General features: G+C 44.4%; 19 protein-coding genes and 1 pseudogene. 12 read left to right on the plus strand and 8 right to left on the minus strand.

The window, feature by feature from the left end; translation table 11 throughout:
• Positions 1-8: 8 nt before the first annotated feature.
• Positions 9-1148, plus strand: coding sequence for a hypothetical protein (locus ACRQ5D_RS16040; protein WP_091172408.1), 1140 nt, complete (start codon positions 9-11; stop codon positions 1146-1148).
• A gap of 108 nt (positions 1149-1256) precedes the next feature.
• Here ACRQ5D_RS16040 and ACRQ5D_RS16045 read toward each other — a convergent pair whose 3' ends face one another.
• Positions 1257-1514 (minus strand): hypothetical protein, encoded by a 258-nt coding sequence (locus ACRQ5D_RS16045; RefSeq protein WP_256337514.1) that lies wholly within the window; start codon positions 1512-1514, stop codon positions 1257-1259.
• Between the two features lie 173 nt (positions 1515-1687).
• A complete protein-coding gene (gene mnmE, locus ACRQ5D_RS16050) occupies positions 1688-3151 on the minus strand; it encodes a tRNA uridine-5-carboxymethylaminomethyl(34) synthesis GTPase MnmE (RefSeq protein ID WP_091172406.1) in 1464 nt (487 codons plus the stop codon).
• Between the two features lie 203 nt (positions 3152-3354).
• Between mnmE and ACRQ5D_RS16055 the strand changes: the two genes are divergently transcribed.
• Positions 3355-4413: a nucleoid-associated protein gene (locus tag ACRQ5D_RS16055; RefSeq protein ID WP_091172404.1), complete on the plus strand. Its 1059-nt coding sequence runs from the start codon at positions 3355-3357 to the stop codon at positions 4411-4413.
• Between the two features lie 83 nt (positions 4414-4496).
• Positions 4497-4790, plus strand: a complete 294-nt coding sequence (locus ACRQ5D_RS16060; RefSeq protein WP_143020844.1) for a hypothetical protein — start codon at positions 4497-4499, stop codon at positions 4788-4790.
• A gap of 12 nt (positions 4791-4802) precedes the next feature.
• Here ACRQ5D_RS16060 and ACRQ5D_RS16065 read toward each other — a convergent pair.
• From ACRQ5D_RS16065 to proS, 3 genes and pseudogenes are all read right to left on the minus strand, one after another.
• Positions 4803-5594, minus strand: a pseudogene (locus tag ACRQ5D_RS16065) (TIGR02757 family protein).
• A gap of 117 nt (positions 5595-5711) precedes the next feature.
• A complete protein-coding gene (locus tag ACRQ5D_RS16070; protein WP_431199976.1) occupies positions 5712-6851 on the minus strand; it encodes a cystathionine gamma-synthase in 1140 nt (379 codons plus the stop codon).
• Positions 6852-6961: 110 nt separating this feature from the next.
• Positions 6962-8434 carry a proline--tRNA ligase gene (proS, locus tag ACRQ5D_RS16075; RefSeq protein ID WP_091172399.1) on the minus strand — a complete coding sequence of 491 codons (1473 nt, stop codon included), beginning with the start codon at positions 8432-8434 and terminating at the stop codon, positions 6962-6964.
• 100 nt (positions 8435-8534) lie between these two features.
• Here proS and ACRQ5D_RS16080 point away from each other — a divergent pair, with 100 nt between their 5' ends.
• The 3 genes from ACRQ5D_RS16080 (at position 8535) to ACRQ5D_RS16090 (ending at position 12998) form a co-directional block, all read left to right on the plus strand.
• The gene (locus tag ACRQ5D_RS16080) at positions 8535-9470 is read left to right on the plus strand and encodes a hypothetical protein (protein WP_175490052.1); all 936 of its coding nucleotides are present in this window, start codon (positions 8535-8537) and stop codon (positions 9468-9470) included.
• Between the two features lie 33 nt (positions 9471-9503).
• Positions 9504-10970: an OmpP1/FadL family transporter gene (locus ACRQ5D_RS16085; RefSeq protein WP_432329511.1), complete on the plus strand. Its 1467-nt coding sequence runs from the start codon at positions 9504-9506 to the stop codon at positions 10968-10970.
• Between the two features lie 243 nt (positions 10971-11213).
• Positions 11214-12998: a DUF885 domain-containing protein gene (locus ACRQ5D_RS16090; RefSeq protein ID WP_091172394.1), complete on the plus strand. Its 1785-nt coding sequence runs from the start codon at positions 11214-11216 to the stop codon at positions 12996-12998.
• A 191-nt stretch (positions 12999-13189) separates the two neighbouring features.
• Here the strand turns inward: ACRQ5D_RS16090 and ACRQ5D_RS16095 are convergent, their stop codons facing one another.
• The 3 genes from ACRQ5D_RS16095 to ACRQ5D_RS16105 are packed head-to-tail and all read right to left on the minus strand — an operon-like array spanning position 13190 to position 15475.
• Positions 13190-13645, minus strand: a complete 456-nt coding sequence (locus ACRQ5D_RS16095) for a hypothetical protein (protein ID WP_431199979.1) — start codon at positions 13643-13645, stop codon at positions 13190-13192.
• Between the two features lie 35 nt (positions 13646-13680).
• Positions 13681-15036: a type VI secretion system baseplate subunit TssF gene (locus ACRQ5D_RS16100; protein ID WP_431199980.1), complete on the minus strand. Its 1356-nt coding sequence runs from the start codon at positions 15034-15036 to the stop codon at positions 13681-13683.
• A 4-nt stretch (positions 15037-15040) separates the two neighbouring features.
• Positions 15041-15475 (minus strand): GPW/gp25 family protein, encoded by a 435-nt coding sequence (locus tag ACRQ5D_RS16105; RefSeq protein WP_091172390.1) that lies wholly within the window; start codon positions 15473-15475, stop codon positions 15041-15043.
• Positions 15476-15894: 419 nt separating this feature from the next.
• Here ACRQ5D_RS16105 and ACRQ5D_RS16110 point away from each other — a divergent pair, with 419 nt between their 5' ends.
• Genes ACRQ5D_RS16110 through ACRQ5D_RS16135 form a run of 6 tightly spaced genes read left to right on the plus strand, consistent with a single transcriptional unit; the run spans position 15895 to position 22584 of the window.
• Positions 15895-16212 (plus strand): hypothetical protein, encoded by a 318-nt coding sequence (locus ACRQ5D_RS16110; protein ID WP_432329513.1) that lies wholly within the window; start codon positions 15895-15897, stop codon positions 16210-16212.
• 8 nt (positions 16213-16220) lie between these two features.
• Positions 16221-16709 carry a type VI secretion system transmembrane protein TssO gene (locus ACRQ5D_RS16115; RefSeq protein WP_143020843.1) on the plus strand — a complete coding sequence of 163 codons (489 nt, stop codon included), beginning with the start codon at positions 16221-16223 and terminating at the stop codon, positions 16707-16709.
• A gap of 37 nt (positions 16710-16746) precedes the next feature.
• Positions 16747-17709, plus strand: a complete 963-nt coding sequence (locus tag ACRQ5D_RS16120; protein WP_091172384.1) for a PKD domain-containing protein — start codon at positions 16747-16749, stop codon at positions 17707-17709.
• A gap of 31 nt (positions 17710-17740) precedes the next feature.
• Positions 17741-18349, plus strand: a complete 609-nt coding sequence (gene tssR / locus ACRQ5D_RS16125) for a type VI secretion system protein TssR domain-containing protein (protein WP_432329516.1) — start codon at positions 17741-17743, stop codon at positions 18347-18349.
• Complete coding sequence (locus ACRQ5D_RS16130) at positions 18286-20103, plus strand: type VI secretion system protein TssR domain-containing protein (protein WP_432329518.1); 1818 nt, start codon at positions 18286-18288, stop codon at positions 20101-20103. The genes tssR and ACRQ5D_RS16130 overlap by 64 nt, the downstream gene beginning before the upstream one ends.
• A gap of 3 nt (positions 20104-20106) precedes the next feature.
• Positions 20107-22584, plus strand: a complete 2478-nt coding sequence (locus ACRQ5D_RS16135) for an ATP-dependent Clp protease ATP-binding subunit (protein ID WP_091172380.1) — start codon at positions 20107-20109, stop codon at positions 22582-22584.
• The last annotated feature ends 11 nt before the right edge of the window (positions 22585-22595 follow it).

Raw genomic sequence — 22595 nt, forward strand, 5'->3', positions numbered from 1 at the left:
ACAAAAACATGATCAGCCCATTAAAACATAAACCTGTGAACTGGATAGATGGAATGAAAATTTCCAGCGCACATCTTGTTAATACTGATAATTTTATTCATGATATAGTACGCGATGCCAATTCGCTGCCGCTCAACAATAATAATTTCGGGCTGCTTCCACCCGCACAAGGGCAAAGCTCATCGCTGGATATCCAGATCACCGAACGGGCATCAGGCCAGGTGCAGGTAACTTTAAACCAGTGTAACGCCATCACCGCCGAAGGTTTCAGGATTGATATTACCCGTGCCGAACAACCGCTAACATTTAGTCATTACTTTGGCCAGGAAACTATCAATGAAGCATCAGAAACCTATTATGTGCTGCTTACCGTAAACCCCTTTGAACGTGTACCCTCAGGCACACCCGACCCGCAAGAACAGCCTATCCGCTATCCTGATATCAGCAAACATTACAGTATCACTGTTTTGCCGGCGTCACAACTCAACAGCATCGGGGCGCATTTTATGGAGGTTGGTAAATTTGTACGAAGCGGAAGCTCCTTTCAGGCCAATGTAAGCTATATCCCGCCATGTACTGCGCTGATAAGCCATGCCGGCCTGATGACCTATTATGAAAACTTTGGGGCACAGATCAACAACCTTCAGCTGCTTTCGTTCCGTATTATTGACAAGATCACCTCAAAAGATTCGGTATCTACTATTGGTAAAAATGTAAAGATGCTGTGCGATAAAATGCTTGATTATATCGCGAGGATTTATTTTTCATACCGAAACCTGATCTATCTTCAGCCGCCTATCCAACTGGTTTCCTGCTTTTCAGAAATGGCACACCTGTTTTTCAGTACCGTTAAAAGCATGCCGGGAGCAGAACGGGAAGAATTGCTTAAATATTTCTATGAATGGAAGGATGTAACACCCGGTAACTTTGAAGAGCTTTTAGCCCGTTTAATCGAAATAGTTTATAATCATCATGAGATAAACTCGTCAATGACAGCGATTGATGAATTTATGCGGGTAATTGTTGCCCTGTGGAATAAGCTTAGTACATTAGAATACATAGGGCAGCGTAAAGAGAACATTGTAGTTGCCGAGCAGCAAGCCATACAAACCATACAAACTAAACGTACCTGGACATTGCTTGATTAAGTACGGTTAAAAGGTTCCAATAAAACAAATGCCTGCCGTTTCCATATATTGCGGCAGGCACTCATCATAAACCAGTATTGTTTTATTACCCGCTTTCGGCACCCGCCATTAACAGTTGTTCCAATATTTCGGTATAACCGCGCTCACTGGGTAGGCCGCATCATTAACCAAAACCTGCGGATGGATAAAAGTATTGATGAGCAGCAGATCATAAGCCAAAGTCGTCCCGGTTTTTTCAATACCCTGCAGCAACAGGCCGAAAACAGCCTTGCCCGCCCCATTAAAATATTGCTCATATATTTTAATGGGGCTTGATACCAGGGAAATAGCTAACCGCCTTGGCGTTGAGCCAAAAAGTATCCGCATGGCCAGGTACAGGCTTAAACAAAAACTTAAATTAGGATCTTGACCAATTTATTGGCAGGGCTGGTTAACGTAAGGTACAAGAGCAGGTGAACGCCATGAATATTAGCAAAAAGGAATAATACCTTATTTATGAATTAAATGTTTAATTAGTAAGCGTTTGTTAACTTGTGTAATTACTTTCCGATACAAAACTTACTAAAAATATTCTCCAGCAAATCATCCGTAGTAACAACACCAGTGATCTCACCGAGGTAGTGAAGCGCCTGTTTAATATCCATCGACAAAAAATCGGAAGTTATGCTGCCATCAATACCGCCCAATACCCTTACAAGCGCCTCTTCAGTTTTTTGTAAGGCTTCGAGGTGGCGGATATTGGTTACCAGCGTTTCATCGCCACTGAGCTGGTCTTTTACGGCAGACGAGTAGATCTTGTGTTTCAATTCGTCAATATGATGTTTTTCTTTGGCGGAGATAAAAATAATGTCCGGAAATCCGAAAGTCCGAAAGTCAGTGGATGGAGAAGTGAATAAACCTCGTTCCCCGAAACTGTAAGCATTAGCGAATAAATCAGCGAAGCTTCTTTCGGACATCCCGGCTTCCTGACTGTCGGACTTATTCAGCAGATCTGCTTTATTGGCTACCACTAACATGGTAACCCCGGGTTTTTGCAGGCTGGCAATATCATTGTTCAGTTCTTCAATAGTAATCTCCGCAGCATCAAAAACATAAACCAACAGGGCCGACTGGCTGATCTTTTCCATGGTGCGCTGTACGCCTATCTGTTCAATGGCGTCGGTAGCTTCCCGGATCCCGGCGGTATCAATCAGCCTGAAATTAATGCCCTGGATATTCAGCACCTCCTCAATCGTATCTCTTGTAGTACCGGGGATATGGCTCACTATGGCACGCTCTTCATTAAGCAGGGCGTTCAGCAGGGTTGATTTGCCCGCATTTGGCCTGCCTGCTATTACCGTGTTTACACCATTTTTAATGGCATTACCCAACTCAAATGAATTAATTAGCCGGCCAACAATTTTGGTAATCTCGTGGATCAACTGTTTCAGTTGGTCTCGGTTGGCAAACTCTACATCTTCCTCAGCAAAATCGAGTTCCAATTCAATGAGCGAAGCAAAGTTTACCAGTTGCTCGCGTAGGGCCTGTAACTGAGTGCTGAAGCCTCCGCGAAGTTGTTGCAAGGCCACCTGCTGCGATGCTTTAGAGTTGGAGGCGATCAGGTCGGCCACAGCTTCGGCCTGGCTCAGGTCGAGCTGACCATTGAGGAATGCCCTTAGGGTAAATTCGCCGGGTTTGGCCGACCGTGCACCTTTTTTGATGAACAGCTTAATGATACTTTCAATAATATAACCCGAAGCATGACATGAAATCTCAACAACATTTTCGCGGGTGTATGACCGCGGACCAACAAACAACGATACCAGCACCTCGTCCAAAATCAAATCACCATCGGCAATACTGCCGAAATGAATAGTATGCGATGCCTGTTTGCTCAGGTCTTTGCCTTTAAAAACACTGTTGGCTATGTTTATGGCATCAGGGCCCGAAAGGCGAATCACAGCAATGGCGCCCACACCGTTTGGTGTGGCAAGGGCAACTATGGTATCGGTATTATCTGTCATTTTTTAGTTGATAGTTAATGGTTCATAGATCATAGCCTAAGCCCGCCTAATTTACCAAAGTGCAAAGGTCGTTATTTCGTGGTGATTTTTCTCACCTGCTCCTTCTAATCCATCTCCATATGACTTGAACATGAAAAACGCGGGCACACCATGAACTATGATCCATGAACCATTAACTAAAATCTTTACCTTCGCAGGCAATTATGGTAACTTTTTTTGAAGCTTCGCTCGATACTATTTCGGTACATCATGTTGGTAATCAGTCGCAGGAAGAGATGTATGCCCTTTCCGAACAGCCGTTAGAATTGAAGGATGAGATTATTCCCAACCTGCTTATGCAGTATTTTCTGAAACCTTTTGAAAAGGCTAACGAGGTTTATCACCTGATGCACAGCAGTGGCGACCTGGAACTAAACGAGCTGCACCACTTTGCCACACAGGTATTTGATGACAACACTAAGTTTCATGAGGCATCTGAGAAAATAGCGAAGCATTTGTACAAGGTTACCAATCACCCTAACATTAAAGGCGGCGAGCTTTATGTGGTTTACTTTAATAAAGTGCAAATTGAAGGCAACCCACTGGATGCCATCGGTATCTTCAAGTCGGAAAACAAGGAAACTTACCTTAAAGTTTACCCGGACAAAGGCGGTTTCCAGGTTGATTATGAGCAGGATGCCATCAATATTAATAAACTGGATAAAGGTGTACTAATCTTCAATATCGAAAAAGAGAACGGCTACAAGGTTGTTGTGGTTGATAAAACCAACGGCGGACAGGAAGCGGCGCGATTTTGGAAGGATGATTTCCTGCAATTAAAGATCCGCAACGACAGCTTCAATCAAACCAACAATACCCTGGGCATTTACAAAAACTTCATCACCGAAAAAATCGATGAAGAATTTGAGATGAGCAAGGCCGACAAGATCGACCTGCTAAACCGCTCCATGAAGTATTTTAAAGAAAAGGAAACCTTTGATATGGAGGAGTTTTCGAACGAAGTGATCGGTAATGAACAGGCCATCGAATCATTCAAAAACTTCAAAAACCAGTACGAGCAGGAGTTTGACAGCCCAATTGCCGATAATTTTGTAATATCAGAAAATGCCGTAAAGAAGCAGGCACGTGTTTATAAAAGCGTGTTAAAACTTGATAAAAACTTCCATATTTATATTCATGGCGATAAAGAACTGATTGAAAAAGGTTTTGACGACGGCCGGGCGATGAACTATTATAAGGTTTATTTTAAAGAAGAGGCTTAATGGCAAAAAACAACAGATAGTGAATAAACCTTTGTTTCTCGTGTGAGTCATACCTGTAACACAAGAAAAATAAACTAAGTCACATGTCTGCTCTAAAAAACACGCTCATTATTCTGTCAATTCTACTGGTATTCTCCAGTTGTAGTGTAAAACACTATACCATAGGGATGAGTGAAAGCGAATTTAAAAATTCAGAAAAGTATAACCTGGAGTTAGTTGAAGAAACCTCACAGCATGCAGTTTACAGGCGAATAGCTTCTGCAGATGCACAATCAAAACCACTATCATATCATTATTATTATTTCAATAACGGTACATTGGTGCGCACAGAACTTGTTGATGCCCCTAAACCAGGTATTGTAGTTTTGGGTAAGTAGAATGCTAATATTTTAAAACTGTACGCCCCAGCGTTCTTCTATCCCCAAACCAAACAAGGCAAAATCATATTTAACCGGATCGTTAGGATCGAACCCGCGGAGTCTTTCGGTCAGTTCAACGGCCGTTTGCCAATCGGTTTGTTTTCGGGTGATAAGATTGAGTTTGCGCGATACCCTGTCAACATGCAAATCAAGCGGGCAGATCAGATCGGTCGGTTTGATGCGGTTCCAGATGCCAAAATCAACGCCGTTATCGTCCTTCCGCACCATCCAGCGTAAAAACATATTCAGCCGTTTGCAGGTTGATTTTTGCGATGGTGATGATACATGTTTTTTAGTACGATGTGGAAAATCGGGCAAAGAAAAAAGTATGAGCGAAAATGATTTAAAGCACCCTCAATCGCTTGAACCTTTCCCTCCCCCTTCAGGGGGTGGGGGTATAAACGCATCCTCCAACGATTCAAACCGTTCATAATGCTGCCGAAAAAAAGCGATGAAATATAAAGTATCCACATCATTAAAAGTGCGGTGCTTGAACTTTAACAGCTTTTTCAGATCAGGCTCTTCATGATTGATGATGAAATCGTAAGGCGCGCCATCCATCAACGTAATAAGTTCTTTGCATTTTTTGATAATGGTAACCCGCTGTCCCCAGGCCAGTGTGGCAGCCCAGAAACCCATGATCTCGATATCCTGCTTTTGGCTAAACATGTGCGGGATGGTTACCGGATCATTCTCAATAAATTCGGGGCGGTTGTATTGGGCAACTTTCGCGTCGAGGAACGCTTTGAGATTTTCTGTCATGAGTATTTACAAAAACGCCATTGCGAGGTACGAAGCAATCCCAAACTATACAGAGCGGCTCTGCCTGTCGGGGATTGCTTCGTACCTCGCAATGACGCGTATTTTTTAATATAAAGCTTAACTTAAAGCTTGCTTAATATCCTCCAGCAAATCTTCGATATCTTCTACACCTACGCTCAGGCGCAGCAGGTTATCAACTACGCCTGCTTTTTCACGTTCGGCTTTAGGAATTGAGCCGTGGGTCATGCTTACCGGGTGATTGATCAATGATTCAACTCCTCCTAATGACTCGGCCAATGAAAATACTTTAAATGACGATGCAATGCGGAAAGTCTCCTGCAAATCGGCGTCTTTCAATACAATGCTGATCATGCCACCAAAATCGCGCATTTGTTTTTTAGCGATATCATGGTTAGGATGATCGGTAAAGCCCGGCCAGTAGATCTTTTCAACTTTAGGATGATCTTTCAAAAATTCGGCTATCTGCCTTCCATTTTCGCAATGGGCTTTCATGCGCAGGTGCAGGGTTTTGATACCACGCAAAACTAAAAAGCTATCCATAGGTCCTGGTGTAGCACCGCAGGCATTGTAGATGAACCATAGCTTTTTATAAAGTTCTTCATCGTTCAGCATCAGTGCACCCATCACCACATCGCTGTGGCCACCTATGTATTTGGTTACCGAATGCATTACAATATCAGCACACAAATCAATTGGGTTTTGCAGGTATGGTGATGCAAATGTGTTATCTACCACAAAAAGTAAATTCTTCTCTTTAGTGATCTTGCCAATTGCTTCCACATCTACAATCCGCATAGTAGGATTGGTAGGCGTTTCAATCCAAACTAATTTGGTTTTATCATTTACATGGGTACGTACAAGCTCCGGATCAGACAGATCCAAAAAATGGAACTTGATACCGTAATTGGCAAAGATCTTAGTGAATATCCGGTACGAACCTCCGTAAAGGTCATTACCGGTAATAACCTCATCGCCGGGCGCAAGCAGTTTCATCACCGCATCAGTAGCGCCCATACCGCTCGAAAACGCCAGGCCAAACTTTGCGTTTTCCAAAGCAGCCAAACAATCTTCCAGCGCTTTACGGGTAGGGTTGGTACCACGCGAGTACTCATAACCCTTATTATCTCCCGGCGATTTTTGCCAGTAGGTTGATGTTTGATATATCGGCGTCATGATAGCGCCGGTAGTTGGATCGGGCTCCTGCCCTGCGTGTATTGCTTTAGTTGCGAATTTCATGAGTGGTGCTGTAAGCACGGTCCATAGCCGATAGTTCATGGACCATAGTAGTAAAAAAACAATTATTCATAGCTATGGACTATCGACCACGAACTATGGACTTTACAAAATTAATACGCCCTCGCAAATAACACCCGCTGCGTCGATGGCTTACCTGTCAAAATACATTTACCTTCTTCCTGTTTATTATCCAAAGGTATGCAACGGATTGTCGCCTTAGTTTCCTCTTTTATTTTTTGTTCGGTTTCGGATGTGCCGTCCCAGTGTGCACTGATAAAGCCGGGTTGTTCATCGAGCATACGTTTAAATTCATCCCAGGTATCAACTTCGGTGGTATTTTCAGCCCGGAAATCGAACGCTTTTTTGTAGATGTTATTTTGGATCTCCTCGAGCAGGCTTTCTATTTTACCGGAAAGGCCTTCCTGTGTGGTTGTTTCTTTTGTTTTGGTATCACGGCGGGCCAGTTCAACTGTTCCGTTCTGCATATCACGGCTGCCTATGGCTACGCGTAATGGAACACCTTTCAGTTCGTATTCAGCAAATTTAGCTCCCGGGCGATGAGTATCGCGGTTATCAAACTTAACCGAAATACCTTTAGCCTTAAGTTCCTTTTTTAACGAGTTAACATAGGCGCTGATATTATCCAGCTCTTCCTGGTGTTTATAGATAGGCACAACTACAACCTGAATTGGTGCAAGTTTCGGAGGCAATACAAGGCCTGCGTCATCGCTGTGAGCCATGATCAATGCCCCAATTAAACGGGTTGAAACGCCCCATGAAGTGGCCCAAACGTGTTCAATTTTATTCTCTTTGTTGGTGAACTTTACATCAAAAGCTTTGGCAAAGTTCTGCCCTAAAAAGTGCGATGTACCGGCTTGTAAAGCTTTACCATCTTGCATCAGCGCCTCAATGCAATAAGTATCCAAAGCACCGGCAAAACGCTCATTAGCGGTTTTACGGCCTTTTACTACCGGCAAAGCCATCCAGTTTTCGGCAAAATCGGCGTATACATTAAGCATTTGCTCTGTTTCAGCCACCGCTTCTTCCGCTGTTGCATGCGCGGTGTGGCCTTCCTGCCATAAAAATTCGCTGGTGCGTAAAAACAAACGGGTACGCATTTCCCAGCGCATTACGTTGGCCCACTGGTTAACCAGGATAGGCAGGTCGCGGTATGATTGGATCCAACCCTTGTAAGTGTTCCAGATAATAGTCTCTGATGTCGGACGGATGATGAGCTCCTCTTCAAGCTTGGCTTCCTCGTCAACAATAATATTTCCTTCGCCATCATTTTTGAGGCGGTAATGGGTTACAACAGCACATTCTTTGGCAAAACCGTCAACATGGCTGGCTTCTTTACTAAAGAATGACTTAGGTATTAAAAGCGGGAAATAAGCATTACTGTGGCCGGTGTCTTTAAACATCTCGTCAAGCACTGCCTGGATCTTTTCCCATATCGAATAACCGTACGGTTTAATGATCATACAGCCTCTAACCGGCGAATACTCGGCCATGTCAGATTTAATTACTAAGTCGTTAAACCATTGCGAATAATCTTCGTCTTTACTAATAACACCTTTGCTCATATTGATTGGATAGAATTTGGACTTGTGTAATTGTTGTATATTGCTGCCAAATTTATAAATTTAAAACTTATTTGACCTTGCACTTTTTACTTACCTGTATATGAAACGGAACATCGCGATAGGAATGTTTATTATCGGTGCCATGGCATTGAGTTCCTGCTCTACAACCAAGCTTGCATCAAACCAAAGTAATGACAACGTTTATTTTTCTGATGCACGAGCGGGCGATGAACCTGTTTATGCACAACAGCCGGCTTACAACCAAACCCCGGTTGCAGAGGATGGATATAGCGATGACGACGATGATTACTTTTACTACGATGATTATTCGGCACGTATAAACCGTTTCAGTTACTTTTCTCCTTTCGGCTATTATGACGACTTTTATTCGGCGTACAATAACTATCCTTACTACAACTATGGATTGAGCTATGGTGGTTTAGGATATTATGGCGGTGCTGGTTATTACAACGGCTGGGGATTGGGTTATGGAGGCTACTACGGCGGCCTTGGCTTAGGATTAGGTTATGGATACGGCGGTTATTATGGTGGCTGGGGCTTAGGCTACGGATATGGTGGATACGGCGGTTATTACGGCGGCGGTTACGGATACGGCGGATATGGCGGTTACTATGGTGGAGGCTATGCCTCGTCAGGTACAGCGCGTCCTTATCGTGGTAATGGCAATCCTTTTGCAGGCAGCGGGCGTCGCCCTGTCAGCAGTGCCACTTCCGGTATAGGCTACATTCCCGGAGGTCGTAACAGACCATTGGGCAGCAGAACGAACACTTACAGTAACGGCAGCAGCAATAGCGGAAATAACAGTTATAATAATAACAATGGCACCCGCTATGCACGCCCGGCCCGTACGGACGCGGCGCCTACCCGTGATGCACAGCCGGTTTACAGACAGCCACAGGTTGAACGTACATCGCAGCAACCATCCTATACGCCATCACCAAGCTCAAGCGGCGGCAGTTCACGCAGCACAGGCAGCAGCAGTGGCGGCGGTGGCGGCAGACCATCAAGACCATAAACCTAAATCTTATATTTTATTTACCTGAATTTTATGAAAATCAAGTATTTACTAAGCATAATTGCTATAGTAGCAATTACTAAAGATAGTTTTGCACAATACTCACAGGATGCCATCAGGTTTTCAACCTTTCAAACCGGGTCAACCTCACGTATCAAAGCTATTGGCAACGCCGGCACAGCCGTAGGCGGCGATTTAAGCTCCGTTAGCGGCAATCCTGCCGGCTTAGGCTTTTTTACACACTCGGAGGTTAGTATTACCCCTGAGTATGATAACTCCAAAATAAGCTCCAGCTTTTTTGGGCAGGCAGGAAGCGCCAACCGTAATGATGTGAATATGAGCAACGCTGCCATCGTATTTTATCAGCAGCTAACTACCCGTGGGCGCGACAAAAGCAAAGGCTGGCTAAGTATCAATTATGGCGCGGGCTACAGCCGTACCAATAACTTTTATGAAAACGTTGCTTACGGCGGTACAAACCAAACCAGTTCTATTTCTGATTACTATGCCGGTATCGCCAAGCGCGAAGTGTCTCAATATGGCAGTGTTAACCCTAGTGGGCTCGATGGCTGGGCATATGATCATGTCCTGATCGATAATTTTGGCCCTGCAACTGACCCAAATTCGTATGCAAGCACAGTGAATGTTCCGGTAAGGCAATTGGCGGGGATTACCCGTACCGGCGGCCAGTCGGAGTTTAACCTTTCGTTTGGCGCCAATTACAGCAATAAGCTTTATATAGGTTTGGGATTGGCTATTACTGATATCAGGTATAATTCGCATGCCAGGTTTACCGAAAATGGCAACGCCATTATAACCAATGGCGGCAACCCTACCGACTTTTCATCCACTTTCGCGCAAGACCAAAGCACCAAAGGCTCGGGCTTTAACGCCAAATTAGGTATTATTTATAAACCTATACAAGCTTTACGCCTGGGCTTTGTATTTACCTCACCAACGTTTTATAATATTGATGATTCATATTCCGAAGGGGTTGCCACGCAATACACAGGTGGCAAGAGTCATCAAAACGAATCCGAACCATATCAGCTAAGCTACAATCTGCGTACGCCGTTAAAATTAGCAGGTGGCGCGTCTGTTTTCATAGGCAAATATGGTTTCATAAGCGGCGATGTTGAATATATCGATTATACCACTACCCATTTAAGCAGTAACGACAGTTATACTGCCGATGGTGACAACAGTGATATCAAATCACTTTACCGCTCAACAGTGAACCTTCATGTGGGCGCCGAAGTAAACGTGAACAGCCTCGTTTATCTGCGCGGCGGTTACAGCCAGCAGGGTAACCCGATGAAAGACCTTGGCAGTGATATTAAAACAGTTAGCGGCGGTATAGGCTTTCATTTTGGTGCTTATTTTGTTGACGCTACTTACGCCAGGGTAACCGGCAAACAAACCATTTTCCCTTATGAAGTAGGTGCAACCAGTCCTTTCGCCGATTTGAAAAAACTAACAACAATGCATTCCTTACTTTAGGGTACCGCTTTTAACCGTTGATTTTTTTGATTGATTACGCTTATTGCGTTGATCTGTTGTACAGCCTGTCTTTTCGCTACGAAAAGACAGGCTGTTTCATTTAACGTATATCGTTGTGCCGTTGTTGATGTCGTCGCCAACAATGCCGAAAAAGTCAAAATGTGCTATTATCAGCGAAATCAACGTAATCAAAAATATCAACGGTCAAATTAAGTAACTTGCCATTCATAATTTAAATTGACCATGAACAAAAATCTACTTAAAAGCACCGGTTTGTTAGTGCTATTGACTGGTATCGGCATTAATGCCCGGGCGCAGCAATCGGCCGAAACAAAAGCCTGGGTGACCAAGTCAAATGAGTATACCAAAACCATCATCGATCTGGATAAAAAATACTCGCCCGAATACGGATCATCACAAGGCCTGGCCGAGTATGACAGCGACATCGCTGTACCAACCCTCCAAAACATCATGGCCGAACGCAAGGATGAAGAGGCCGTTGTCGCTAAACTTACCGAAGCCCTTAAGACTGAAAAAAATACTTTTATTCAACAGGATATCAATATCATTATAACCCACCTCAAACTGGGTTTTCGCCAGCAGGACTTTGAGTTGAGCCGCCAGGTCCCTTTTTTAAATGCGTCCTCAACCATTTATAGCGGACTGGAAACACTGCTTGACGATCAAACCCCCGAAGCCCGTCGCCAGGCAGCGGTAATGCGTATCCGTAAATATGCAGGACTGGAAAAAGGTTATAAACCATTGACAACCATTTACAGGGAACGTCTGCAGCACCAGATGGACGGCAAAAACATGATCTATCCGTCAAAGCAACGCATGGAAACCGATCTATCGCGCAATGCGAGTATCGTAAGCGGCATCGCCGAGCTTTGTACCAAATACAAGGTGACCGGATGGGAACAACCCTATGCAACCCTGAAAAAACAACTGGAAGATTATGACAAATGGGTAAAAGCAAATGTACTGGTAAAAGCCCGTACAGACTTCAGGCTCCCACCCGAAGAGTATGCTATGAACCTCGAAGCTTATGGTATAGATATTCCCCCTGCGAAAGTAGCTGAAATGGCACATGCCCTGTTCAACCAGATCCAGGACGAGATGAAGCCTATTGCCGGGCAGATAGCCAAAAAACGTGGCCTGCCATCAGATGACTATCGGGCTGTAATTCGTGAACTTAAAAAAGAGCAAATCCACGGAGATTCTATTATTCCGCTGTACGAGCAGCATTTAAAAGATATTGAAGGCATCATTCGCGATCATCAACTGGTAACGCTGCCAAACCGCCCGGCTATTATCCGTTTAGCTACAGCCGCCGAAACCGCGCAGAGCCCCGCCCCGCATATGGTGCCACCGCCGTTCCTGAACAATACTGGCCAGCGAGGTGTTTTTGTGCTGCCATTAAACATGCCCGCATCACCCGGCGAAAAAGCTACAGACAAGTACGATGACTTTACTTTTGATGCCGCCTCGTGGACCATCATAGCCCACGAAGCAAGACCCGGCCACGAATTACAGTTTGATAAAATGGTAGAAGAAGGGGTATCACAGGCACGCGCCCTGTACGCATTTAACTCAACTAATGTGGAAGGCTGGGGCTTATATTCCGAATATATTACCCGCCCTTACATGCCTTTAGAAGGACAGTTGGTATCGTTAGATTATCGCTTGCTCAGGGCCGCGCGCGCCTTCCTTGATCCTGAATTGCAGGCTGGTAAGATAACCCAGCAACAGGCGCTTGATGTATTGATGAACGATGTAGTACAATCGCGTGCCTTTGCCCGCCAGGAAGTTGAGCGTTATACCATTAACGCTCCCGGCCAGGCCAATAGCTATTTTTATGGTTTTACCAAAATGATTGCCCTGCGCAAAGATACCGAGGCTGCGTTAGGCAACAAATTCAACGCTTTGCATTTCCATGATTTCATCCTGTCGCAAGGGATCCTGCCGCCGGCATTAATCCGCGAGGCGGTGATGAATGATTTTGTGCCGAAAGAGAAGGCGTTGTAAGATTTTCTATAAAACGCAAAAAGCGGGTTATTTAAAAATCATCCCGCTTTATTGGTTATTTACGATGTCGCGATAGAGCAGGGTGGGCAAGCGGGACAAAATAATGCAGCCCGTGATTCTGCCCTATTTGCAGGGCCCGTCGCTTAATAACAAAAGAACACAAGGGCGATGACGGTAACAATATGTATATCTTACTCCGCAAACACCCTATAATTAACATCCATTACGCTCCGGCTTTGCAGCTTTGATTTTAGCAGCTCAAGCAGCGTGGCCCATTCCGGTGCCGAAAGTTCATGATCGGCCGGGGTTATATAAATATCGGTTGTTTTAATAAAACCTTCTTTGGGATTGGCTGAGATACTTACCCCTTTGCTTACGCGGATGTTTTTTATTTTTGCTCCAAGCTCATATCTGCAGAAACTTGTTAGATCGGCAAGGGTAACTATGCGGTCTTTAGTGGTGAGGCCGTATTTATAGGCCTGGATCCGCTCGGAAGCTCCAAGGCTGTTTCGGCCGCCAGTGGTCGTGGTAAGGAGCCTTAAACTATCCGGCTTAAGTTTAATGGTTTCCGCCTGTTGCAGCTTTGACCCTTTGCGGATATTGTTGGCATTATCGGCGAGGGTTGTCCAAAAACTGAGGTATAACATGGCTGCTTTGTTTGCCGGTTTTAGTACCAGGTAATTTACCAGTTCATGATGATCTTTTGAACTTTTGGACTTTTTTCGATAATGGAGATATTTTGCTCCAGTGTTTTTAAGGCCGTTGTTAAAAAGTCGCTTCCGTATGCAGCAAAGGCCGCTTTTTCGTCGCGAAGCAACTCAAACAAATATTCGATAGTTTGCCTGGCGTTACGTGCATCAAAACGCTCGGCGCCGCCATTCCTGATGGAGTAACTGCCCTCATAATTAATACCGGCCTGGCTATACGGGATCTCGTTATACCGAACGTTATTGTCGTCATGCAGCTCATGGATCGATAAAAAATGATCATAAGCGCCTGGTTTTATAGGGATGATATCGCTGATCTCCTTGATCCTGAATTTTTGTTGGTGAAGCCGCCTGCTCATTACCGGGAAACAGTTTAAATGTAACTGTAGTTCATCAATGGCATTTGCCGGGATTGCCGCTGGGAATACGATCTTGAACCACAGGCAGGGCTTAAGTGATTTCAAATCCTGCTCGTTAAAAAACGACAGCAACTCAACCGGATAATTTGCTTTGAAGGCGGTAATATTGCTTAGCCGCTCATCGGTAAGCGAAATAAAATGATTGTTGTAATAGGTCCTGACGTCGCGGGTTATAAGGTTAATGATATGCTGATCATAAAAAACAGGTTTCTGATCGTCGGCTTGTTCATCAGCGTAAATGAGGCCAGGTTCAGTATCAAGCTGTGAACCATCCAGATAAAATTTAGTTACCTGCAGCAGGCTGTAAAAATCGGTATTGCTGATGTAAACAGGCCAGTCGAAATAGATTCCTGCATTTTTAAAAGTATTCAATGCTACTGCTGTTTCAATGCCTATCCAAAGGGTGTTAGGTTCGCCAAAAGCACCAGTGCGGACGCTTAGCAACGTATTCTTCTGCCCATTTTCAATATGTTCCTGCAGCCTGCCCCCGTTGAAGCTGTATTTTATTTCTGCATTAAATACAGAGTTAGAGCCTGCCGGTGTAAAGTAAATGTCCAGTTGTTCCGGGCTGGTTTTGCCAACCTCTGCTGCCAATTGTTTTCGGAAATAAAAATGATTGCCGATGTTCAATATTTCTGAAGCCTCGATGGGTTTACCTTTTAATATGGCATAGGCGGGCAGGGGAGCCGTTAAATAGTCGGAAGCCAGGATCCTGGATATTTTGTTCAGGATGCGATGCTCCAGGTTTTTAACATCGTTGTTTAAGTTGAACAACTCGGTGCTCAGGGCTTCAATCAAAAGCTTTACCAGCGGATCAACATCATTTACGTTTTGAACGCCCCAAAACTCGGTAGCGTTCTTCAGCATGCGGTTCCTGATCTCTTCTTTTGAATTATAAAATATAGCGCTCATAGGTTTATGCTGATAGCGGGCTTAGGAATAAAGCAGTTTTGAACAAATATGTTTCGCCGGTTTTGTTCAGTTTGCCTTTAATGGTTATATCTACTTTCTTTTTTATCTCGCTCACGTTGCGCAAGGGGTAAAATTTGTTGATCTCGGTAATGTTCACGCTGATATCAATATCATAGATCCTGTTTTCAAATTTGCTGATAGAACGCAACAACGATTGCCTCAGCTTTTCTTCCCAAATAGTCTCACTCATAATGAGTTCAAAATCCATATCCCAGATCTCGCAGCCAAATTCGGGGTTGTAACGGTGCTCGCCAAAACGGGTAAAAATAATGAGTTCGATGTATTGCGATATAGACGCGCCAAGGTCTTGTTTATCAAGGTCCTGGCCATTATTGATATGGCTAAAGCGGAGCGGTTTTGAATAAAGCGGGTTTAGCATAAATGATATTATTGGATTGCGTCTGTGTTAAATTTTAACTTTTTATAAACATTTATTTTCAAAAATAGTTGTAGATATGTTTTATTGGTTACAAATAGTTGATAAAGTATTGATTTTTTGATAATTATTACACTATTGGTTAATTAATAAATATGAGCTAAATATTATAAATGCAGCTTTTTTAGCTGTAAATAAACCGAACCGATACTATAATATTAGATGAAACCTGTAAACAATAGCGACCTAAACCGGGCTTATCGCAAATTCATGATGTACCTTATTACATTACTGGGTTTTGCCATCATTATCGTTTACTTCTTTTTGCAACCTCGGGCCGTGAGCTTGAATTATTAAATGCCCGCGTTAAAAAAACAGATCAGCTGATAGCGCTCCGTACCGATATCAATAACAGCTTTGAATTGATCCTGCTGCGCATGCAGCAACTCTCGCAGTATGCAAAAATGAACTCGCAGGAGCTTAATAACCAAACGGTACTGCTTAATGATATCCAGGAGAGTAATCAGCATATCCGGGAGCGGCTGCAAAGTAACCCTTACCCGCTTAAAAGTTTTGAGTTGTATAAAAAGCTTAGCAACGATATTGAAACCATTGCCAGCATCAAAGATTCGCTTTTTACCACTCGTTTCCAGATTGAAAGCCTTCGCTCACAGTTAGAGTCGTGTAGCCGGGTAAATAAATCGGCAATTAACCAGTTAAACCATCACTATCCGCATTAATAAGCCATATGTTAAAATTTAGTTTAAAAGAACGGAGAGAAAAATTCTTGTTTTTCATGGGGATGTTTTTAGTGACGTCGGTGATATTGTGCGTGGCTATATTTTATAATTATGGCAACGAAGGGTTAGTATCAAAAAGCGAGTTTGCTAAAAAGGTAAACGAAGAAGAGCAGTTTGAAAGCCTTGTTACCGAAGCGTTACCAACCGTTGATACAACGTATCATAAAATAGTAAAGTTTAACCCCAACGTGCAGGCCGTTTTTTTGGAGAATGATATCAGCGGTTCAATAGGTGCCATAAAGTCATATTACAACCGCCGCCCATATGATGCGCGGTATAAATGCTTTATCCACGCTTCAAAACTGTTGCAGGCACTTTTTTATGATAAGCGCGAACTAACGGGCAATTATAACGATATCAGGAACATAAAAGGATCGGTTGATGACTGCCACATTGCGCAGCGGCAATTGCAGCAAAACATGAGCATGGCCCGGTAAGCATCATCATACATCTACAATATATAACCTAAGCAAAATGAAAAACGATTACAACGACGGGAGGCCCGTCGATACTAACCGGAACACCTACACCTTTTTATACATTTTTACAGGCGTAGTTGTTATTGCTGGTATCATTTTCCTGCTGCGTAGTTCATTGTTTGAAAAGAGAGTGATCAACGCCCGTATCCTGAAGGATGAGATAGCCCTGAACGAGCACCTGGTTTACTCGGATAATACGGCTAATGCAAAAAGCTGGCTTTGGGAGTTTGGCAATGGCGATAAATCAACTCAACAAAACGGGAGCTACCACTTTAAAAAAACAGGCGACTATATCATACGGCTTACCGTTGACGGCAATTTAACGCAGCAATTCCCGGTTAGCGTAAAAGATAGTACCCCAACCATAGCTGCCGATACCCTGATTACAATTAACGGCCCCACACAGGGGATTGTAAATGAACAGGTAAGGCTTGAGGCGCAGGGTAATGCCCGGATTTTTGAATGGTCGTTTGGGGAAACCGGCCGGGTGGATGTTAAAGGACCAACTGCACTCTACACCTTTCACAATCCCGGTACCTATTTTATCAAACTTAGCACGGATAAAAGCAGGCGCCCGGTCTATCACCGCATGCGTATTACCAATCCCGATTCAACATTTGCCAACCAGATCGTAAACCCTGGTGAAAGTGAGCGCCGTGTAATCGATGATATCAGGGCACACCTGCAGGCCATAGCCAACGGCGGTGATTTTAACCGCCATTATTATTACCTCGTTAGGAGATATTTCTGCGGAGACGAGAAAGTTACCGTAAACCTTGAAGATAACGGCGAAAGCAAACGGACTGATTTTTACTCCTACTGTATGCGGTTAACTTTTGGAGGAGGCATCAGTGTTGACGAAGCACAGGTTACCCTAAAGCCAAAATCAAACTGTTCAAGCATGCTTTCGGTAAGGCAGCATGCAACCACTGCCGCTCCCGAAAGGAGGCCCAGATAATCCATTTTAAAACCTATTTGCATCAACCAACATGAAAAATATATTAAGCTTCGTTTTTTTAACCTGTATAGTAATTGCGGCCCGGGCGCAATCGCCGGTATCGCTTGGCAAAACAGTGGTAACACTGCCCAAAGCTTTTGAAAAACCTGATGAGCGTACCAGCATTTACAATACCGACGACCGTACTTCTCTGCCATGGATCGTATTTTCGGACAGGGCCGAAAATTATACATATACCTCGCCGGGCGGAACGCTGGTAATGAAAAAAATAAGTTTCATGGAACCTTTTTATGTAAGTGAACAAAAAAACGGGTTTATAAAACTGATTAAGTACCAGGCAGGCATGGTACAAGGTAAAAAGCTTACCAATAAAAAAGGCTCGCAAAGTTACGGATGGATCAGCATTTCAAAGGTGTTGCCCTGGCAGTCTGCTTTTACCAGCACAAATGGTTATCCCGAAAAATATATCACCATTATAAGTGGTGCCGGTCCGCTCACTATGCCCGATTATTATTATGACAAAACTGATTCGGCATACATTTTTGCCGGGCCCGATCAAAGCCAGAAAAAACCAAAGTGGCACTGCACAACGTGGTTTATGTATACAAAAAATCTGACGACGGGAAAAAAGTATTGGTAGGGTCCGATCCGCAGTTAATTGCCGATAATGCAGCTGGCAGTGTTTATGGCTGGATAGCCGCCGACGCCGTTCATAGCTGGGGCGATAGGCTATATATCGGGTCGGCAAGGGAAAACCAGCCATTGATCAATGATTCTATTGCAAGATATATCAACAGTTCCCTCAAAACCAATAATAGCAAGGGAGGTACGGGCTATTTTGCTTTTGACCCCTTACTGGCCGATAATGCTCCCTTGTTATTGAGCATGCCGGTAAGCTCATCTGCTTCGGGTAATCTTAGCCTCGGCTTCGCAACCGATGTTTATGATAAAAGCCATAACAGTGTGCTCAATATCAAAGGCGGGCATTTAGCATATAAGGATTATCTCAAGATCCGCAACAATGTTCACCACGTTAACATTGTGTTTGTGGTTGATGGCGGTAGCCCTATGCGCAATTATTTTTCGGGTATTACCAGTACTATTCAATCATTTGAAGATATTTTTGATGCGCATGCCAGGAGTAACCAGGTTAGATACGGGGCTGTAGTTTACCGTAACGCGTCCGGCTGTCAAACAGGGGGCATCCAGTCAACCCCGCTTAGTGCCGATTATCGTAACCTGGTAAAATACCTCGAATCGCAGTCAACAGTAACAGGTAACTGTGCCCCGGTGATAAGTTCCCAACCAGTTTTTGACGGTATCCGCACGGGGTTAAGCCTGTTTGGCAATCATCCGGACGAAACCAACCTGGTCATCCTGATTGGTGCCACCGGCGCTTTAGATCGTAATTCGGTAGGGGTTAATACGGTGGCCAGTCAGATAGCGGCCGCCAACGCCCGCTTGTTGGCTATCCAGGTATTTAGCGATTACAACCCTATCTACAATGATTTTGTAATCCAGGCAAGACAAATTGTATCACAATCTGCGGTAAAGCTGGCCGATTATAAAAAACAGCGCATGGTGAATGGAGAAGGCCTTACCAACGTGCAGCAATTCAATACATCACTGTCCGATTCGGTTTCTTTTTACCTCGATTACCCCAAAAAGAGCCTGATCCAGGGCGCTGTGGTGTTTCCGCCCAAGAGAGTGGTAAAATCAAACCAGGCCATGAGTTTGGCAGTTGAACGCCTGATGCGCGAAACAGACTATGATATCCGTAACCAGATCCATACGCTCGACAGCGCATTCAGGCTTACCGGGCGCGAAAAACGTTATGTACAGCCGCTGGTTATGCAGCAGCAGGGCCAGCCGTCAACCGATTTGGGAAACAATATGCCACATAACGCTTTCAAATATTACCTCAGCGCCGAAGCGCCCAGAAACCTGGTAAATGAAAGCAAGGGGCAGCTGCAATACCTGCTGATATTGAACGAGCAGGATTATAAGCAGCTGACAGATCTGCTGTCGCTCATGATAGGCGAAAACCTGCAGCGGGACGCGTCCGATTACCGCTCAAAGCTGGTTGATAACTATGTTGACATCGCTGCCAAGCATTTAGGGCTTAACTTATCTGGCGGTGATATTAAAGACATGACCCTGGCCGATTATTTTCTGCGGGTTACCAGTTTACCCTTACCCGGCAAAAAAGATTTCTATAATAAAAAGGTGAATGATCTTAAACATAACGATGATATGCCGCAGGCACAATTTGAGGCATATATCCAATATTTGATCCATATCAGTGATGTTATTAAACAGGCTGCTATTACCAACCAACACTTTACGTCAAACGGCAAAACCTATTATTATATAACCCAGGCTAACCTGCAATAGCATATGAACATAGTTAATTTAAGCGAGTCGGTGAAAACGGCGGTGCGGGTAGCGCAGTCATTAGCCAAAGAATATCACCATAAGGAATTCGGTCCGGCGCACCTTTTAAAAGGCTTGATGCACCAGGAAGTGGGGTTGAAGAACCTGCTTCAATCCATCGGGAAGGACACGGCTTACATAAGCGATTGGGCCGAAGTGCGCATTGAAGATTATTCGGCCGCGTTAACCGTGCCCGACGAAATGTTAGGTAACGACCAGGTAAAGCAGGTATTTGAAGAAGCCGATAATGTGCGCATAAAATTAGGCCAGGATTTGATTACGCCCGTTTGTGTGTTGATTGCGTTAATAAAGCCCAATGTGGGTTTTGATGCTAACCAGCTAAAATCCTTCCCGGTAAAAGAACGCGAGTTACTGGATATTTATTTGAGTAATGAGGATGTTAACCATGCGGTAAATCCCTCTGCGCAGGCCACAAACGGCAGCGATGCACCCAAACAAACAACGGCATTACTCAAATACTGTGTAGACCGCACAAGCCTGGCCAAACAGGGTAAGGTAGATCCTATCATAGGCCGGGAGCGCGAAACACGGATGGTGATGGAGATCCTGAGCCGGCGCACCAAGCCCAATGTAATGATCACCGGCGATGCGGGCGTTGGCAAAACAGCCCTGGTTGACGGGTTCGCGCTTAGCATTGTAAACGGACAGGTACCGGCGTCGCTTAAAAATGTACAGCTTTTTGAACTTGATCTGGGTTCATTGATCGCAGGGGCATCTTACAAAGGAGAAATTGAAGACCGGTTAAAAAACATCCTGCGCGAGATAAAGCAGTTTGAAAAAGCTATACTGTTTATTGATGAGATCCATACACTGCTTGATAATAAAGGGCCGATAGGCGGCGGTGTTGGCAACCTGCTGAAACCGGAACTTGCCCGCGGCGAAATAACGGTGATTGGTGCCACTACCATCGACGAATACCGCAAAGTGATTGAGCCCGAACAGGCATTTAGCCGCCGGTTTGAGGTGCTGCAGGTAAATGAGCCCGATACGCCTACAGCTATTAAAATGCTTAAAAAACTGGTGCCCCAATATGAGGAGCACCACAACTTAAAGATAGATGATAATACTGCCGAAGAATGCGTAAGACTGGCACAACGCTACATGAAAGACCGTCGCCTGCCCGACTCTGCTTTTGATCTGCTCGACCGTACCATGGCTGCTATCCGTTTAATGAACGATACCACCGATACAGCCCTTTCCGAACTCCGCACCGAACTGAACGAATTAAAAGCTCAGGATGATGCAGGCGATTTGATCGGAGCATACAAATGGCTTTACACCCTGTATCGCAATAAAATAAGCGCGGTATTGTTAGGGCAGCTGGAAGATGAAACCCAGGTTGATACTTTTGAAACGCCCGATGAATACATCGCTTACTTTGAACGCAATTTGAGCCGGCTTGAGGAATTGGCTCAAAATAAAACCGAGGTGGTGAATAACCATGATATTGCTGCTATTATTTCCTACAAAACAGGCATCCCCTTAGGCAAGATCCAGGCGCAGGAGAAAGAAAGGCTTTTGGGCATGGAAAGTTTCCTAAAAAAACGGGTTGTTGGGCAGGACCAGGCGTTGAAAGCCGTATCTGATGCCATACTCGAATCGCGGAGCGGACTGAACAAAAAAGGGCAGCCCATCGGCTCATTCTTTTTGCTTGGCCCAACAGGCACCGGTAAAACGGAGCTGGCCAAATCAATAGCCGAGTTTTTATTTAATGACGAAAAAGCGATGATCCGCTTTGATATGTCGGAGTTTAAGGAGGAACATTCGGCCGCATTGCTGTATGGCGCGCCGCCGGGCTATGTAGGGTATGAAGAGGGCGGCTTGCTCGTAAACAAAATAAGGCAGCAACCTTACTCGGTTGTGCTGTTTGATGAAATTGAAAAGGCACACCCATCGGTATTTGATATCTTTTTACAGATCCTGGATGAAGGGCATATGCACGACAGGCTGGGCAAGCAAGGCGATTTTTCAAACGCGCTGGTGCTATTTACCTCAAACATTGGCAGCGAGTGGGTATCTGAGCAAATTAGCCGGGGGTATATGCCTGCATCAAACCAATTGATGGAGGTGATGGCTAATAAATTCAGGCCGGAGTTTTTGGCGCGGTTATCAGAAATTGTACCCTTTGCACCTATACATGAAGAAAATGTAGTACGCATCTTTGAGATCCAGCTCAAAAGCCTTACGCAGGCGCTCGATAAAATGGGCATAAACATGCAGTTAAGTGCCGAAGCAAAAAATATGCTGGCCTTAAGCGGTTTTACACCCAAATATGGTGCCCGGCAGCTATCGGCGGTGATCCGTAACCAATTGCGCAGGCCAATATCACGGTATATTATTTCGGGCGAACTGAAAAAAGGAAATACTATCGCCATAGATAAAAAAAGTGATGATACTGAATTATTATGGAGCATTAGTTAAGTAATTTAACT

The sequence above is a fragment of the Mucilaginibacter sp. P25 genome, assembly GCF_050859465.1.
In the GTDB taxonomy this organism is placed as follows: Bacteria; Bacteroidota; Bacteroidia; order Sphingobacteriales; family Sphingobacteriaceae; genus Mucilaginibacter; species Mucilaginibacter gossypii.

What these genes read in the sequence shown, in the direction of transcription:
- ACRQ5D_RS16040 (WP_091172408.1), top strand. Translation starts at nt 9, where the DNA reads ATGATCAGCCCATTAAAACATAAACCTGTGAACTGGATAGATGGAATG.
- ACRQ5D_RS16045 (WP_256337514.1), bottom strand. Translation starts at nt 1,514, where the DNA reads ATGCGGATACTTTTTGGCTCAACGCCAAGGCGGTTAGCTATTTCCCTG.
- mnmE (WP_091172406.1), bottom strand. Translation starts at nt 3,151, where the DNA reads ATGACAGATAATACCGATACCATAGTTGCCCTTGCCACACCAAACGGT.
- ACRQ5D_RS16055 (WP_091172404.1), top strand. Translation starts at nt 3,355, where the DNA reads ATGGTAACTTTTTTTGAAGCTTCGCTCGATACTATTTCGGTACATCAT.
- ACRQ5D_RS16060 (WP_143020844.1), top strand. Translation starts at nt 4,497, where the DNA reads ATGTCTGCTCTAAAAAACACGCTCATTATTCTGTCAATTCTACTGGTA.
- ACRQ5D_RS16070 (WP_431199976.1), bottom strand. Translation starts at nt 6,851, where the DNA reads ATGAAATTCGCAACTAAAGCAATACACGCAGGGCAGGAGCCCGATCCA.
- proS (WP_091172399.1), bottom strand. Translation starts at nt 8,434, where the DNA reads ATGAGCAAAGGTGTTATTAGTAAAGACGAAGATTATTCGCAATGGTTT.
- ACRQ5D_RS16080 (WP_175490052.1), top strand. Translation starts at nt 8,535, where the DNA reads ATGAAACGGAACATCGCGATAGGAATGTTTATTATCGGTGCCATGGCA.
- ACRQ5D_RS16085 (WP_432329511.1), top strand. Translation starts at nt 9,504, where the DNA reads ATGAAAATCAAGTATTTACTAAGCATAATTGCTATAGTAGCAATTACT.
- ACRQ5D_RS16090 (WP_091172394.1), top strand. Translation starts at nt 11,214, where the DNA reads ATGAACAAAAATCTACTTAAAAGCACCGGTTTGTTAGTGCTATTGACT.
- ACRQ5D_RS16095 (WP_431199979.1), bottom strand. Translation starts at nt 13,645, where the DNA reads ATGTTATACCTCAGTTTTTGGACAACCCTCGCCGATAATGCCAACAAT.
- ACRQ5D_RS16100 (WP_431199980.1), bottom strand. Translation starts at nt 15,036, where the DNA reads ATGAGCGCTATATTTTATAATTCAAAAGAAGAGATCAGGAACCGCATG.
- ACRQ5D_RS16105 (WP_091172390.1), bottom strand. Translation starts at nt 15,475, where the DNA reads ATGCTAAACCCGCTTTATTCAAAACCGCTCCGCTTTAGCCATATCAAT.
- ACRQ5D_RS16115 (WP_143020843.1), top strand. Translation starts at nt 16,221, where the DNA reads ATGTTAAAATTTAGTTTAAAAGAACGGAGAGAAAAATTCTTGTTTTTC.
- ACRQ5D_RS16120 (WP_091172384.1), top strand. Translation starts at nt 16,747, where the DNA reads ATGAAAAACGATTACAACGACGGGAGGCCCGTCGATACTAACCGGAAC.
- tssR (WP_432329516.1), top strand. Translation starts at nt 17,741, where the DNA reads ATGAAAAATATATTAAGCTTCGTTTTTTTAACCTGTATAGTAATTGCG.
- ACRQ5D_RS16135 (WP_091172380.1), top strand. Translation starts at nt 20,107, where the DNA reads ATGAACATAGTTAATTTAAGCGAGTCGGTGAAAACGGCGGTGCGGGTA.